The sequence below is a fragment of the Campylobacter concisus genome, from assembly GCF_003049085.1.
Classification (GTDB): Bacteria; Campylobacterota; Campylobacteria; order Campylobacterales; family Campylobacteraceae; genus Campylobacter_A; species Campylobacter_A concisus_H.
In genome coordinates, this window is sequence record NZ_PIQX01000001.1 from 112847 (window position 1) to 125637 (window position 12791).

The following is a 12791-nucleotide window of genomic DNA, read 5'->3' on the forward strand; positions in this document are numbered from 1 at the left end:
ACTTGGCAGGTTGGATCAACTTGCCAAGCTTTCATATAAAATTTATACAAAAAATATCTAGAAATAGAGCAGTTTAGCTATTTAAAAATATGACTAAACGCCTAGTAATTTAGCAAGAGCAAAATAAAATATAGCCGATGAGATAGCAGCTGCTGGAAGCGTGATGAGCCAAGCTAAGATGATAGGTCTTACCATTTTCCAGTTTGCGTTTTTATTTACGATGCCAATGCCCAAAACTGCGCCTATTAGGATATGCGTCGAGCTAACTGGTATGCCAAGCTTTGTAGCTAGAAGTATGACGATACTTGAGGCAAGCTCCGCACTAAAGCCAGTTGTCGGCAAAATTTCGGCTAGTTTTGAGCCTATAGTAGTGATCACCTCTTTGCCTAAAAACCAGAGTCCAACGACAAGCGAGATACCAAAGGTTACCATTGCGATACTAGGTATGGGCGAGCTTTCGTTTATAGAGCCAGTTTTTAGCACGTCAAGTACGGCTGCAAATGGTCCAACTGCATTTGCAATGTCGTTTGCGCCGTGTGAAAACGCAAAAGATGAAGCGGTAAAAATTTGAAACCATGAGAAAATTCTATTGATGCTCTTTTCACTATCGTTTTTACTCATGACGTTTATGATAGCAAGGCTTGCAAGATATGCTAGAGCTCCGATGACGAAGATGATCCAGACTGTTTGGATAATACTAAAGGCTAAATTTATATGCTCAAGCCCTTTAAAAAGCATCATCGACGAGATCACCATCGCGGCAAATCCAGCGATGATTGGGATGTGCTTTTTCATCGCTTTAAAAGTGTCTATCTCTTTTTCACCATCTTTCATGATGCGAATTTTTGAGCGATACTCGCTGTATTCAGTGGTTTCGATTTCGTCCTCGTCGATAACTGCGATCTTTGAAAGAGTAGCTATTTGCTCCTCGGCCGGCTTTGTTTTTAGTGCTTTTACAAAGCTTTCTTTATATGCTTTTCTCTCAGCCTTTAGCGCTTTTAGATTCATTTTAAGTTCATGTGTTGGCTCGATAATCTTACTTTTTACGTAGCCAAATATAATGTAAGACATCACGCCGCCAAGTAGTGGAGATATAACCCAACTTACGGCGATCCTGCCGATCTCGCTCCATGAGACCATGTTAAATGGTTCTGGATCTTTTATCATAAAGCCCATAGCAAGTCCTGCTCCAACTATGCCGCCAACGATCGAGTGAGTGGTCGAGACTGGCAGACCTTTTTTGGATGCGTAAAATAGCCAAAGGCCTGAGCTAAGAAGGGCTGAGATCATGATGATGACAAATTTCATCGGGTTTAGATCGCTTGGAAATTTCACGATCTCGTTTCTAATCGTATTTGTAACCTCTGATCCTGCAAATATCGCACCGCTAAGCTCAAAAATAGCTGCGATGATGAGAGCTTGCTTAAGTGTTAGCGTCTTAGCACCAACGCTTGTGCCAAAGCTATTTGCAACGTCATTTCCACCGATATTAAAGGCCATAAAAAGACCAAACATGCCAGCGATCAAGAATAAAAAGTAGTTATTTGTCGGGATGTATTGATAGCCCCAAACGAAAAATCCAACGCTACAAATTGCAAAAATAACAAATGCCAATAAGTTATCTCGAAGCAATCAAGCCCCCTTATAAGGTTTTTGATAGGGATTATATCTTGAAAAATATTAAAGTTTTTAGAATTTTTCAACTTTAAATGATACTAAATTATCATATGTTAGAATCTGAAAAAATTTTTAAGGATAAATTTTGGTTATAGCGATCGATCTTGGCTCAAACACATTTCGCGTAGCACTTGTCAAAAAAGAGCAAAATGGCTTTAGTAATGAGCAAATTTATGAAAAGATAGTAGGAGCTGCTAGAGGGCTAAATGAAAGTGGCAAGATAGCAGATGAGTCTAAAAATAGGCTCTTTGAAGCGATAGCGGAGGCTAAAAATAAATTTGATTTTGACAAATTTAAATGCGCAGCAGTCGCGACTGAGGCTTTTAGGGTAGCGTCAAATAGTGAGGAAATTTTTAGCGAGATAAGAGAAAAATTTGGCATAAATTTTCATATCATCAGTGGTAAAGCAGAAGCAAAGCTTACATTTTTGGGTGTTCAAAATGCTTTTAAAAAGCTTGGAATAAATGAAAATTTTAGCGTCATTGACATCGGTGGAGCAAGCTCAGAGATCGGCGAAGATGGAAATTTTATGAGCTTTAAATTTGGCATTATTACATTTTTTGAGAAATTTAAAACGCTTGATTTAATGCAAGAAAATGCAAAAATTTATACAAAAGATGCAAGAGAATTTTTAAATAGCTTAAAAAATAAATTTATTGTGCTGACTTCTGGCGTACCAACTACTATCGCAGCGCTGCGACTTGGACTTAACTACGATAACTATGATCCAAAAAAAGTAAGCGGATTTGAGCTTAAAAATGATGATCTTGCTTGGTTTGTAGATGAACTTTTAAAGATGGATGATAAGAGCGCTGATGTGGAGGTTGGAAGAAGTAGAAAGTATCCGCTCATCGCTGGAACCTTACTTTTAGAGGAGCTTCTAGGCGAGCAAGAAGCAAAATTTTTAGTTATTGACGATGGGCTTAGAGAGGGTGTTGGTGTGGCCTATCTGCAAGGAAAATTTCAAGAAATTATCACAAATTTTTAGTTAATATTTCAAAAATTTAAAGGAGAGAAAATGAGCATAAGAGAGCAAATTTTATCTGATATAAAAGAGGCTATGAAGGCAAAAGATGAGTTTAAAAGAGATACTTTAAGAATGCTAAATGCAGCACTTAAGCAAGTTGAAGTCGATCAAAGGATTGAAATGACTGATGAAGTGGTACTTCCGCTACTTCAAAAGGAGATCAAAAAGAGGGCTGACTCGGTTGAGCTTTATATAAAAGGCGCTAGAGAGGATTTGGCTAAAAAAGAGCAGGGCGAGATTGAGCTTATTAAGGCATATTTGCCAGCACAACTAAGCGATGAAGAGCTTAAAGAGAAAATAAAAAATATTATTGAAAGAGCTGGTAAAAATTTAGGTGCTGTAATGAAAATAGCAAAAGATGAGATCGGAGCAAGTGCTGAAGCAAAACGCATAAGTATGATCGCAAAAGAGCTTTTGGCTTAAAATCTACAATCTTATAAAACTTCTAATTTTTGAAAACTTACTTCTAAATGTGTAAGTTTTCAAAAAACAAATACGACTTTCATTTTAACAAGATAATTTTAAAGCATAATACTTATATGAATATGTTAAAAGGTAAAATACAAACTTTTTTATATATTTGTATTGAAAACTATAATTTTCAAACTGTTATTTTAATTTTCTTATTTTTTCTTTTAAATGAATTTAAATATTGATTTATAGGCTTATTTTGGATTTTATCTTTTGTATGATTTTAATTTATCCATTAAATTTAATGTAAAAACATTTGTAAAAAATCAGTTAAAATTTTACAATTTTCAAAAATAATTGTGGTAGAAAATTTAGCTACCCTATTTTTAAATTTAACTATTAGAAAAGTATGTGGACATTTAGTGTGTAGTTTTTAGGCATAAAGATCGGCGAGTCTAAAATTTCAAGCAAGCCATCATCAAATGAGAGAAATTCCACTACTCTTTTGCGCCTATTATCAGTTTTTATGCTCTTATCGGCTAGGTGCACTACCTTTACGATCTGCATTTTATCTGCCGTCCATTCAGAAAAAGCTAGAAATTTAGAGTCCTCTGAAAACAAAAAGCAAGCAGTCGCCCTTTCGCTAAGTAAAATTTGAAGCGTATCGTCATCTTTAACTAAATTTTGATCAAAATTTGATAGTCTTTTTTCGTGGTTTGAAGGCTCATTTTTTAATTTTAGACAGTGCTTGCTATTTATAAAAAGTCGTAGCTCGCCAAGGGTTGGAGCGCCCATAGCGACCTCACAGCCTTCAAATTTGGCGCTAAATTTGCCATCACTGCTACACGCATTTGCCTCATAGTCCCAAGCCGAGCTCATAAATTTACCTATTAAATTTGCCTGCCATGGCTTTGTAGATATTTAGCTCGTCTTGTAAAAGCGTATATTTTGCTTTTAATAGCCCTATTTTAGCCTCTAGCTCGCTGTTTTTAGCCTCTAAAAATTCTTTTAGTTCTACCTTGCCGTAGGAGTATTTTAGCTCGTAAATTTTTGAAATTTTTTCGTAGTTTTTTATCTGTTCTTGGTAGTTAGCAAGTAGCGCTTCGTCGTTTAGGTAGCCTTTGTAAAATGCGTCTATCTCGTTTAATGCGCTATTTAGAGTGCTTATGTAGTTTAGCTTTGCAAGCTCGAAATTTGCCTCACTTACTTTTAAATTTGACTTTAGCTTAGAGTAGTTTAAAAACGGTAAATTTAAAGCGATGTTGCCATTTAGAAATTTAAGATTAAACGCTTCCTCTTTTTTGTCGGTACTGCTTTTGAGGCTAGCTCCTAGCGTGATGCTAGGATAAAAATCTTTTTGACTAGCTTTATAGTTTAGGATACCCTCTTCTATGCGGTAAATGGCCGCTCTTAGATCAGGGCGGTTTGCTATGGCGCTTGTTGGCACATCTAGATCAACGCCCACGCTTTTTACAGGGCTTAGCGTGAGTCCTTCAAATTTAAGCTCAAATTCTGGCCTCTCATTTAGCAAAATCCTAAGCGTTTTCTTGGCTACGACTAGCTCTTTTTTGGCACTTTCTATCTTGTTTTGAGCGCTTAAAAGCTGTGAGTTTATCTGTTTTAAGCTTAGCGCCTCCTCTTTGCCAAGCTCAAATTTAAGCCCAACTATCTTATTTAGCTCATTGTAAATTTCTAAAATTTGCTCATAAGTTTTAATGCTCTCATTTAGATATAAGATCTGAAAATAGGCGTCTGTTACGGAGTTTATCACGCTTAGTTTGCTAGCTTCCAGATCAAATTTAGTAGCATCTGCTTCAAACATCGCTGCATCTTTGCTATTTGCTAGCTTTTGCCAAAGATCAAGCTCATAGCTAAGCCCTATGCTTGAACCAAAACTTCTACTAGAAGCGCCGCCCTCTTTTATATTTTTGCTACTTTCCGCCTCGATGCCAGCACTAAAGCTTGGGATAAGATTTGCTTCTAAAACGCCAGCTTGAGCGAGTGCTTTATTTACATTTATCGCTGCTTTTGCAAGGTCGGTATTGTTTTTAAGTGCTAGATCAATGAGTTCATTAAGATAGCTTTGGTGATACTCTTTCCACCAAGAAGTATCCACACCAAGCTCTTTACTGGCGTTATCTTCAAGTAAAATTTGCTTGTAGTTTTCATCTATATTTTTAACAGCGCAGCCACTTAAAACAAGTACTAAAGTTAAGCTTAGAAATTTCATATTACTCCCTTGAAAGCGCATCTATTGGATTTAGTTTTGAGGCATTTTTGGCTGGCATGTAGCCAAAGATGATACCAATTGCCATCGACGTAACAAGTGCAAGCACGATCGAGCCATTTGAAAAGATCATGCTAAAGCCATCTAAAAAGTTGTTAAATATGTAGCCGATCGCGTAAGAAAAGGCTATGCCAATAGCTCCGCCGATAAGGCAAAGTAGCACCGCCTCTATCAAAAACTGCTGCAAGATGTTGCTCTGCCTAGCTCCGATTGCCATTTTGATACCTATCTCTTTGGTACGCTCGGTGACTGAGACTAGCATGATATTCATCACGCCTATACCACCAACTACTAGTGAAACTACGGCTATGCTTGAGATGAGAAGGCGCATGGTTGAAATCGTCTCTTCGATAGTTTGCTTGATGCTATCAGAATTCCTTGTAAAGAAGTCTTTTTTGCCGTGTTTTATCGTTAAAAGATCGGTTAGGCTCTTTTCTGCGATTTGAGCATTTACGCTTTCATTTACTTTTACGGTTATTGAGCTAATAAATTTATCGCCCGTTATCTTGTTTATCACAGTCGTGTATGGAGCATAAATTTTAAGCGAGCTAGCATCACCGACTTTAAACTCATCTTTTTGCAAAACGCCTATAATGCGAAGTGGCTTTTTATTAAAAAGTATGATCTTGCCGATCGGATCTTCGTTTTTAAATATACTGTTTTTGGTGTTTTGGTCTATTAGTGTGACAGAATCTGAGTTTAAAACCTCGTCGTCATCGTAAATTCTTCCTTTTTCTAGCTTTAGTCCATTTACATCAAAGCTCCCTACTCCACCGCCCTTTAGTGTCGCTGTTAAGGAGATATTTTCATACGTTAGTACGCCTGAAGTACTTGTATTTGGAGTGACTGAGTCCAGAAATGACTGCTTTGAGAGCATATTTGCGTCACTTATAGAGAGCGTTTTTACCCTACCTGAGAGCATATCGCCAAAGCCTTTTCCTGGCATGATATCGATCGTATTTGTGCCGATCTTTCTAATGCCAGCTAAAATTTGCTCCTGTGAGCCTTTGCCAAGAGCTACGACGCTAATGACCGCCGTGATGCCAATAATAATACCAAGCATAGTAAGAAGCGATCTTAGTTTATGAGCTAGCATCGCATTTACCGACATTTTAAAGCTTTCAATTAGCTGATCTTTATAATAGGTAAATTTACTTTTTTCTGGCTGAGTTTGCTTTTTGTCCTCAAAAATTTCACTATTTTTTATATTATCACTTACGATGTTGCCATCTTTTATCTCGATCACACGACTCGCGTACTCGGCGATCTTTGGATCGTGCGTGACGATGATGATGGTATGACCTTTTTTATAAAGATCAACTAAAATTTCCATCACCCTTAGCCCACTTTTGCTATCAAGCGCGCCTGTTGGCTCATCAGCCAAGATGATCTCGCCGCCATTCATCAGTGCCCTTGCTATGGAGACCCTTTGCTGTTGTCCGCCTGAGAGTTTATTTGGTAAATTTTTTGCTTTTTCGCTAAGGCCAAGAGAGTCTAAAATCTCCATCCCTCTTTTCTCTCGGTCGCTCTTATTTGCCCCTGCGTAAATGCTAGGAAGTGCGACGTTTTCAAGAGCATTCATTGTGCTAAGCAGATTATATCTTTGAAAGATAAAGCCAAATTTATCTCGTCTAAGCTTAGCAAGCGAGTCGCTATCAAATTTTGATATATCTTTGCCCTCTAGCAAGTACTGCCCGCCACTTGGGCTATCAAGGCAACCAAGGATGTTCATAAGAGTTGATTTACCAGAGCCAGATTGACCGATGATAGCTATAAATTCGCCCTTTTTTATCTCTAAATTTATGCCATGAAGAATTTTTATCTCATTATCGCCTAGCTTAAAGCTTTTTGTGATATTTTTTAGACTTATCACTTAAAACTTCTTATTTTCTTTTTCGATCATCTTGGCTATTTCGCTTGCTGAGCCTTGTGATGTGATGATCTCATCACCCTCATTCACACCGCTAATGATCTGCGTATCGAGGTTGTCTTTTATGCCGGTTTTGACCGCTGTTTTTACCGCTTTGCCATCTTTTAAAACATAGACAAATGTGCCGTTTTCATCTCTTTTGATGCCGATGCTTGGTACGATGATAGCGTCCTTTACATTTGCTATTAAAAGCTCATTTTGTGTTGTCATGCCTATTCTTAAAATTTTATCTTTATTTTCAACTATGCTTTGCGCGTAATAATAAACAGCTGAGTTGCTTGAAGTGCTTGAGCTTGTGGATTTGCTACTACTGCTAGAGCCATAGCTACCATCGCTTAATGTCGTTAAGCCAGGGTCGATTGAGCTAACCGTTGTTTGAAATTTTTTCGTTGGCTCAGATAGGATTGAGTATTCAACTGGTGTGCCAACCTTTATCTTTGTGATGTCACCCTCAGCTATTTGCATCTTCATCTTGACATAGCTAAGATCTGCGATCTTTACGATAGTTGGAGTAGTTTGATTGGCATTTACAGTCTGTCCCTCTTCGACCTGCACGCTTACTATTATGCCATCTCTTGGGGCGGTGATCTTTGTGTAGCCTAAATTTATCTTGGCCGTACTTAGCTCTATATTTGTCTGCTTTATCTGAGCCTCGAGCTCCTTTATCTTGGCACTATTTGCGCTATAAGTATTTTTTGCGCTTTCAAATTCTTGTTTTGAAGTGGCGTTTTTGGCAAAAAGTGCATTTTCTCTATCAAACTGCGTTTTTGCAATGTTTAGAGCCACTTTTGCGCTTTCAAGCTGGGCTTTATAGATAGCAAGCTGTGCTTCTTTATTATCGATGTTATTTTGCTGAGTCGAGCTATCGATACTTGCGATCATATCGCCTTTTTTGACCTGATCTCCAAGCTTAACGTAGAGCTTTTTTATCTGGCCGCTCACCTGTGCGCCCACATCAACTAGCTCGGTAGCAAAAATTTCTCCAGTCGCATCGACTTTTTTACTGAATGAACCTTTCTTTGCCTTTTTGGTGATAAATTCCACCTTTTCATCTTTTATCTTAAAAAAATTATCATAGATAAAATATCCACCGACGCCTAAAATAAGCAGGATTATTAAAATTTTAGATTTTTTCATCGCTTCTCTTTGTAAAAAATTGGTCAATTTTACTTAATAAGATTAAAATTCTCTTTAAACTTCCTCTTTCGCCATGCCAGCCTCTATCAAAAACCTACTTGGCTGATAATTCACTTTCTTTATCTTGTCGTATTTTGCATAACTTAGATATAGCTCATCTTTAGCCCTAGTTACTGCCACATAAAAGAGTCGTCTTTCTTCTTCTAGGCTGCCACCCATGCCCATTAGCTTTAAATTTGGAAAGCGGTTTTGCGCGAGATCGACGATAAAGACTTGATCAAATTCAAGCCCCTTGCTCGCATGCACGCTAAGCAAGCTAACGCCCTGCCCTTCGCTCATCTCGTTGCTTCCAAGAGCTAAGAAGTTGTAAAATTTACTGATATCTTGATATTTTTTAGCTAGTTCGCTTAGCACCACGCTCTTTGCCATTATGCGCTCTTTGACCTCTTCTTTGAGTGCCAGATCGACGTTGCCATTTTTTAGAGTTGCCCTTTTTGTGCTGATGTTTTCAACGATTAACGAGTAAATTTTGCTAGTTTTTATCTCATTTATCATCGTGGCTGGCTTTGAGACGTTTCTCATGCCTCTTAAAAAGTTGTAAATTTCATATAAAAACTGCGCCCCACTCTCGCTTAGCTTTTGTAGTTTTAGCACAGGATGACCTAAGAATTTATCACTAAAGCCAAGTTTAGAAAACCTTGAGATTTCGGCAAATTCGTCAAGGTCGTCAAAAAGTCCTAGCTGGTAGTTTCGCCTTTTGTTTGATGAGATATTTACGCTCTCATCTGGCTCAAGGATCCCTTTTATCAAATTTCCATGCCCAAGCTTCAGTAGCGCGTCAAAAATTTCTTTGCTAACTGCGCTGCCAACGCCCTTTGCGTATTCGCAGATGTGGATAAATGCCATTATATCTTTTGGATTGACATAAATTCCCATGATGTCGATGAGTGCCTTGATCTCACGGCTCTCAAAGAAGCTCACCCCGCCCTTTCGCTTTGAGCCGATGCCTCGCTCTTTTAGCGCGACCTCGATGCCATCAGCTGATGAGTTATTTCTAAAAATTATGGCGATATTTTCTCTATTAAATGGCGAAAGTGAGATGATATCAGCGATATTTTGATACTGATCAAAAAGCTCGTTATAGACGAGCAGCCTTGGAGGCTTGAAATTTCCCTCGCGGCTAACTGTGAGGTGCTTTTCATAAAGCCTTGGATTGTTATTTATGACCTTGTTTGCAAGGGCAAGTATGCTCGAGCTTGAGCGGTAATTTACATTTAAAGCGTAGATATTTGCGTTTGGGAAGCGATCTTTAAACGAGCCTATGATCTCGATATTTGCGCCGTTAAATGCGTAGATGCTCTGGTCAAAATCGCCCACGCAAAAGAGGCTCTTTGTTTTAAATGCATCTATTAGGCTGCCTTGAAGCGTGTTTGTGTCTTGATACTCATCGATCAAAATTTCATCATAAGCTAAATTTGCCCCATTTTTTAGCTCATCTCGCATTTTTATCAGAAGATCGTTAAAATCAGCGTAAGAAAATTTAGCCTTTTCAGCTTCAAACTCCTCTAAAACATCTTCATAAATTTCGGCATAAACGCCCTGCTCTTCGCTCTTCTCACTTATCCATTTGCCAAATGTTGTGCCTTGCTCGCTGTTTTGAAAGAGTGAGTAAAGGTCGTATAGATAGGCTCCGCCGTAAGGCTTGACGTCGCTTAAATGGTAAAATTTACGCCTCTCAACAAGACTTTTTAAAAGCGTCTTTAGCTCGCTTGGCTGCTTTAGCGTGACGCCTTTATCAAGGCTTTTTAAAAGCGAAAATGAGACTGAGTGGAAGGTGCCTGCGGTGATTTTGGAGGTGATTTGTTTGTCAAAATACCTATTTAAGCGCTCTATCATCTCGCTGGCTGCTTTGTTGGTAAATGTTAGAAGCAAAATTTTCTCTGGCTTTACGCCTAAATTTAAAAGATGAGCGATGCGAGCGACAATCGTGCTAGTCTTGCCAGTGCCAGCTGAAGCGATGATGAGATTGTGTCCAAATGGCGCAGTTGCGGCGGTGTATTGTTCTTTGTTTAACCTAGATAAGGGCATTGTTTCCTCTTTTTTAAAAAGGGCTAATTATAGCTACTTAAACTTTAACAGCTATAATCACGCCGATGAAAAAGTTTAAATTTATAAAATTTCTTGCCCTATTTTTTGCTCTAATGGTCGCTATTTTTTTGATGCTTGATCAAATTTATCCACTAAATTTAGACGCGCTTAAAAAAGACGAAGCCAAAATTTTGCTTGATAAAAATGGCGAGATCATAAATATGAAGCTTAGTAGCGACGGAATTTGGAGATTTCACGAGCAAAGCTTTCCAAACTCGCTAAAACAATGCGTCGTTCTCTTTGAAGATAGATACTTTTACTACCATTTTGGCGTAAATTTTGCCTCCATTTTTAGAGCATTTTTCCACAACCTAAGAAGCGACAACCGCATAGGAGCTAGCACTATCACGATGCAAGTAGCAAGAATGCTTGAGCCAAGTGATAGGAGCTATAAAAATAAGATAAGAGAAATTTTTAGAGCATTTCAGCTCGAGCTTCACTTTAGCAAGGATGAAATTTTAAATTTATACCTAAATTTAGCCCCATATGGCGGCAATATCGAGGGTGCAAAGGCGGCAAGCTTCTTTTACTTTGGTAAGGAGCTAAACGAGCTTAGCTACGCTCAGGCCGCACTTTTAAGCACAATACCAAAAAATCCAAATAAGAATAGACTTGACCGCGTCTCAAACATAAACGCCCTAAAAAACAGGGTCATAAAGATGCTTTATAAGGCAAATTTAATTGATCTTAGCGCATTTAAAAGAGCGCAAGCCGAGCCATTTAAAAATGTAAGAGCAAAGGCTATCGTAACCGCGGAAGATTATGCAAATGTCGCTTTTAAAAACCAAATTTCAAAGGCGAGTTTGGATCTAAATTTACAAAAAGATATGCTTAAAATTTTAAAAGATACGATGTTTTCGCTAAAGGCTAAAAATGCAAACAACGCAGCAGCCGTGGTCATTGATAATAAAAAAATGAGTGTTGCTGCCTTCATCGGCTCGCATGATGAGCATGCGCGTGACGGCAAAAACTCAGCCCTAAATATGAAGCGAAACACCGGCAGCACGCTAAAGCCTTTTATCTACTCGCTTGCGCTTGATAGCGGGCTTATCACGCCAAATTCGCAGTTAATTGATACGCAAATTTATATAAAAGAGTATGCCCCAAAGAATTTTAGTAATGATTTTTTAGGTATCGTAAGCGCAAAAGATGCTCTAAATTTCAGCCTAAATATCCCGGTTATAAATTTAAACTTAAAACTAAAAGACAATTCGCTTTACGAACTACTTGAAAAGGTAAATTTAGTAGATGAAGATAAAGAGTATTATGGAGCTTCTATAACGCTTGGAAGTGCTGAAATGAGCCTGCTTGATCTTGCTCATCTTTATACTATTTATGCAAATGACGGCATTTATAGGCCGCTTGAGTTTGCTGGCAAAAACTACAAAAATGAGGAGAAAAATGTAACTCTCATTTCACCTCAAAGTGCCTATTTAACCGCTAAAATGCTAAGTGAAGCCTCAAGATCATATCTAAAAAATGCTTGGCAATACGCCCAAAACACGCCAAAGATCGCTTTTAAAACAGGCACAAGCGCAAACTCACGTGATCTTTACGCAATAGGCGTTGATGAAAATTACACAATTGCTATTTGGATTGGAAATTTTAATGCTAGCAAAACTGATAAACTAACAGGACTAAATGACGTATCAAAGAGCCTTTTTGATATGTTTAAGATAATCGCTCAAAAAGAGAAGTTAAGATTTATGAGTGAGCCAGATGGCATTGAAAAAGTGCCAACCTGCCTTGATGCCTTTAACTATGAAAAGTGTAAAAAAATGGCACTTGATGATAGGATAAAGGGTGTAGATTTAAAGGATAAATGTGAAAGTTTAAGGGGTGAAGAGCTTGATTTTTTGGTTAAAAATGAGCTTTTGGATAAAGATGAGATACAAAAAAGTCCTTGTGCTGAAATTTTTAAAGACAAAAAGCCAGTTTTTGCCTATCCGTATGACAATGAAGAGATAGTGACAGATGAAAATATTACACAAGTTATGGTAAAATGCTACGCGTTTTTAGGCGATGAAATTTACCTAAAAATAGATGATTTGAACTTTTCTAAGATAGAAAATGCAAGCGAAAAAAAGTTTGATCTAACTCTTGGCGAGTACAGCATAAAATGCCTTGATCAAAACTCAAATCAAAGTGAAATAACAATAAAAATAAGGAGATAA

General features: G+C 37.9%; 9 protein-coding genes. 3 read left to right on the plus strand and 6 right to left on the minus strand.

The window, feature by feature from the left end:
* Positions 1 to 93: 93 nt before the first annotated feature.
* On the minus strand, positions 94 to 1632 hold the full coding sequence (locus CVT13_RS00565) for an inorganic phosphate transporter (protein WP_107811229.1): 1539 nt from the start codon (positions 1630 to 1632) through the stop codon (positions 94 to 96).
* Between the two features lie 130 nt (positions 1633 to 1762).
* On the opposite strand from CVT13_RS00565, the gene CVT13_RS00570 reads away from it, so the two are divergent.
* A complete protein-coding gene (locus tag CVT13_RS00570; protein ID WP_107811230.1) occupies positions 1763 to 2665 on the plus strand; it encodes a disulfide bond formation protein DsbA in 903 nt (300 codons plus the stop codon).
* Positions 2666 to 2695: 30 nt separating this feature from the next.
* Entirely contained in the window at positions 2696 to 3127 is a 432-nt protein-coding gene (locus tag CVT13_RS00575) for a GatB/YqeY domain-containing protein (protein WP_107811231.1), read from the plus strand.
* A 387-nt stretch (positions 3128 to 3514) separates the two neighbouring features.
* Here CVT13_RS00575 and CVT13_RS00580 read toward each other — a convergent pair whose 3' ends face one another.
* Genes CVT13_RS00580 through CVT13_RS00600 form a run of 5 tightly spaced genes read right to left on the minus strand, consistent with a single transcriptional unit; the run spans position 3515 to position 10557 of the window.
* Complete coding sequence (locus CVT13_RS00580) at positions 3515 to 3994, minus strand: flagellar protein (RefSeq protein WP_107811232.1); 480 nt, start codon at positions 3992 to 3994, stop codon at positions 3515 to 3517.
* Positions 3995 to 3998: 4 nt separating this feature from the next.
* Positions 3999 to 5345, minus strand: coding sequence for a TolC family protein (locus CVT13_RS00585; protein WP_107811233.1), 1347 nt, complete (start codon positions 5343 to 5345; stop codon positions 3999 to 4001).
* Position 5346: 1 nt separating this feature from the next.
* A complete protein-coding gene (locus CVT13_RS00590; RefSeq protein ID WP_107811234.1) occupies positions 5347 to 7275 on the minus strand; it encodes a MacB family efflux pump subunit in 1929 nt (642 codons plus the stop codon).
* Positions 7276 to 8469: an efflux RND transporter periplasmic adaptor subunit gene (locus tag CVT13_RS00595; protein ID WP_107811235.1), complete on the minus strand. Its 1194-nt coding sequence runs from the start codon at positions 8467 to 8469 to the stop codon at positions 7276 to 7278.
* 54 nt (positions 8470 to 8523) lie between these two features.
* Entirely contained in the window at positions 8524 to 10557 is a 2034-nt protein-coding gene (locus tag CVT13_RS00600; protein WP_107811236.1) for an ATP-dependent helicase, read from the minus strand.
* A gap of 65 nt (positions 10558 to 10622) precedes the next feature.
* On the opposite strand from CVT13_RS00600, the gene pbpC reads away from it, so the two are divergent.
* Positions 10623 to 12791, plus strand: coding sequence for a penicillin-binding protein 1C (gene pbpC, locus CVT13_RS00605; protein ID WP_107811237.1), 2169 nt, complete (start codon positions 10623 to 10625; stop codon positions 12789 to 12791).

What these genes read in the sequence shown, in the direction of transcription:
- CVT13_RS00575 (WP_107811231.1), top strand. Translation starts at nt 2,696, where the DNA reads ATGAGCATAAGAGAGCAAATTTTATCTGATATAAAAGAGGCTATGAAG.
- CVT13_RS00580 (WP_107811232.1), bottom strand. Translation starts at nt 3,994, where the DNA reads ATGAGCTCGGCTTGGGACTATGAGGCAAATGCGTGTAGCAGTGATGGC.
- CVT13_RS00585 (WP_107811233.1), bottom strand. Translation starts at nt 5,345, where the DNA reads ATGAAATTTCTAAGCTTAACTTTAGTACTTGTTTTAAGTGGCTGCGCT.
- CVT13_RS00595 (WP_107811235.1), bottom strand. Translation starts at nt 8,469, where the DNA reads ATGAAAAAATCTAAAATTTTAATAATCCTGCTTATTTTAGGCGTCGGT.
- CVT13_RS00600 (WP_107811236.1), bottom strand. Translation starts at nt 10,557, where the DNA reads ATGCCCTTATCTAGGTTAAACAAAGAACAATACACCGCCGCAACTGCG.
- pbpC (WP_107811237.1), top strand. Translation starts at nt 10,623, where the DNA reads ATGAAAAAGTTTAAATTTATAAAATTTCTTGCCCTATTTTTTGCTCTA.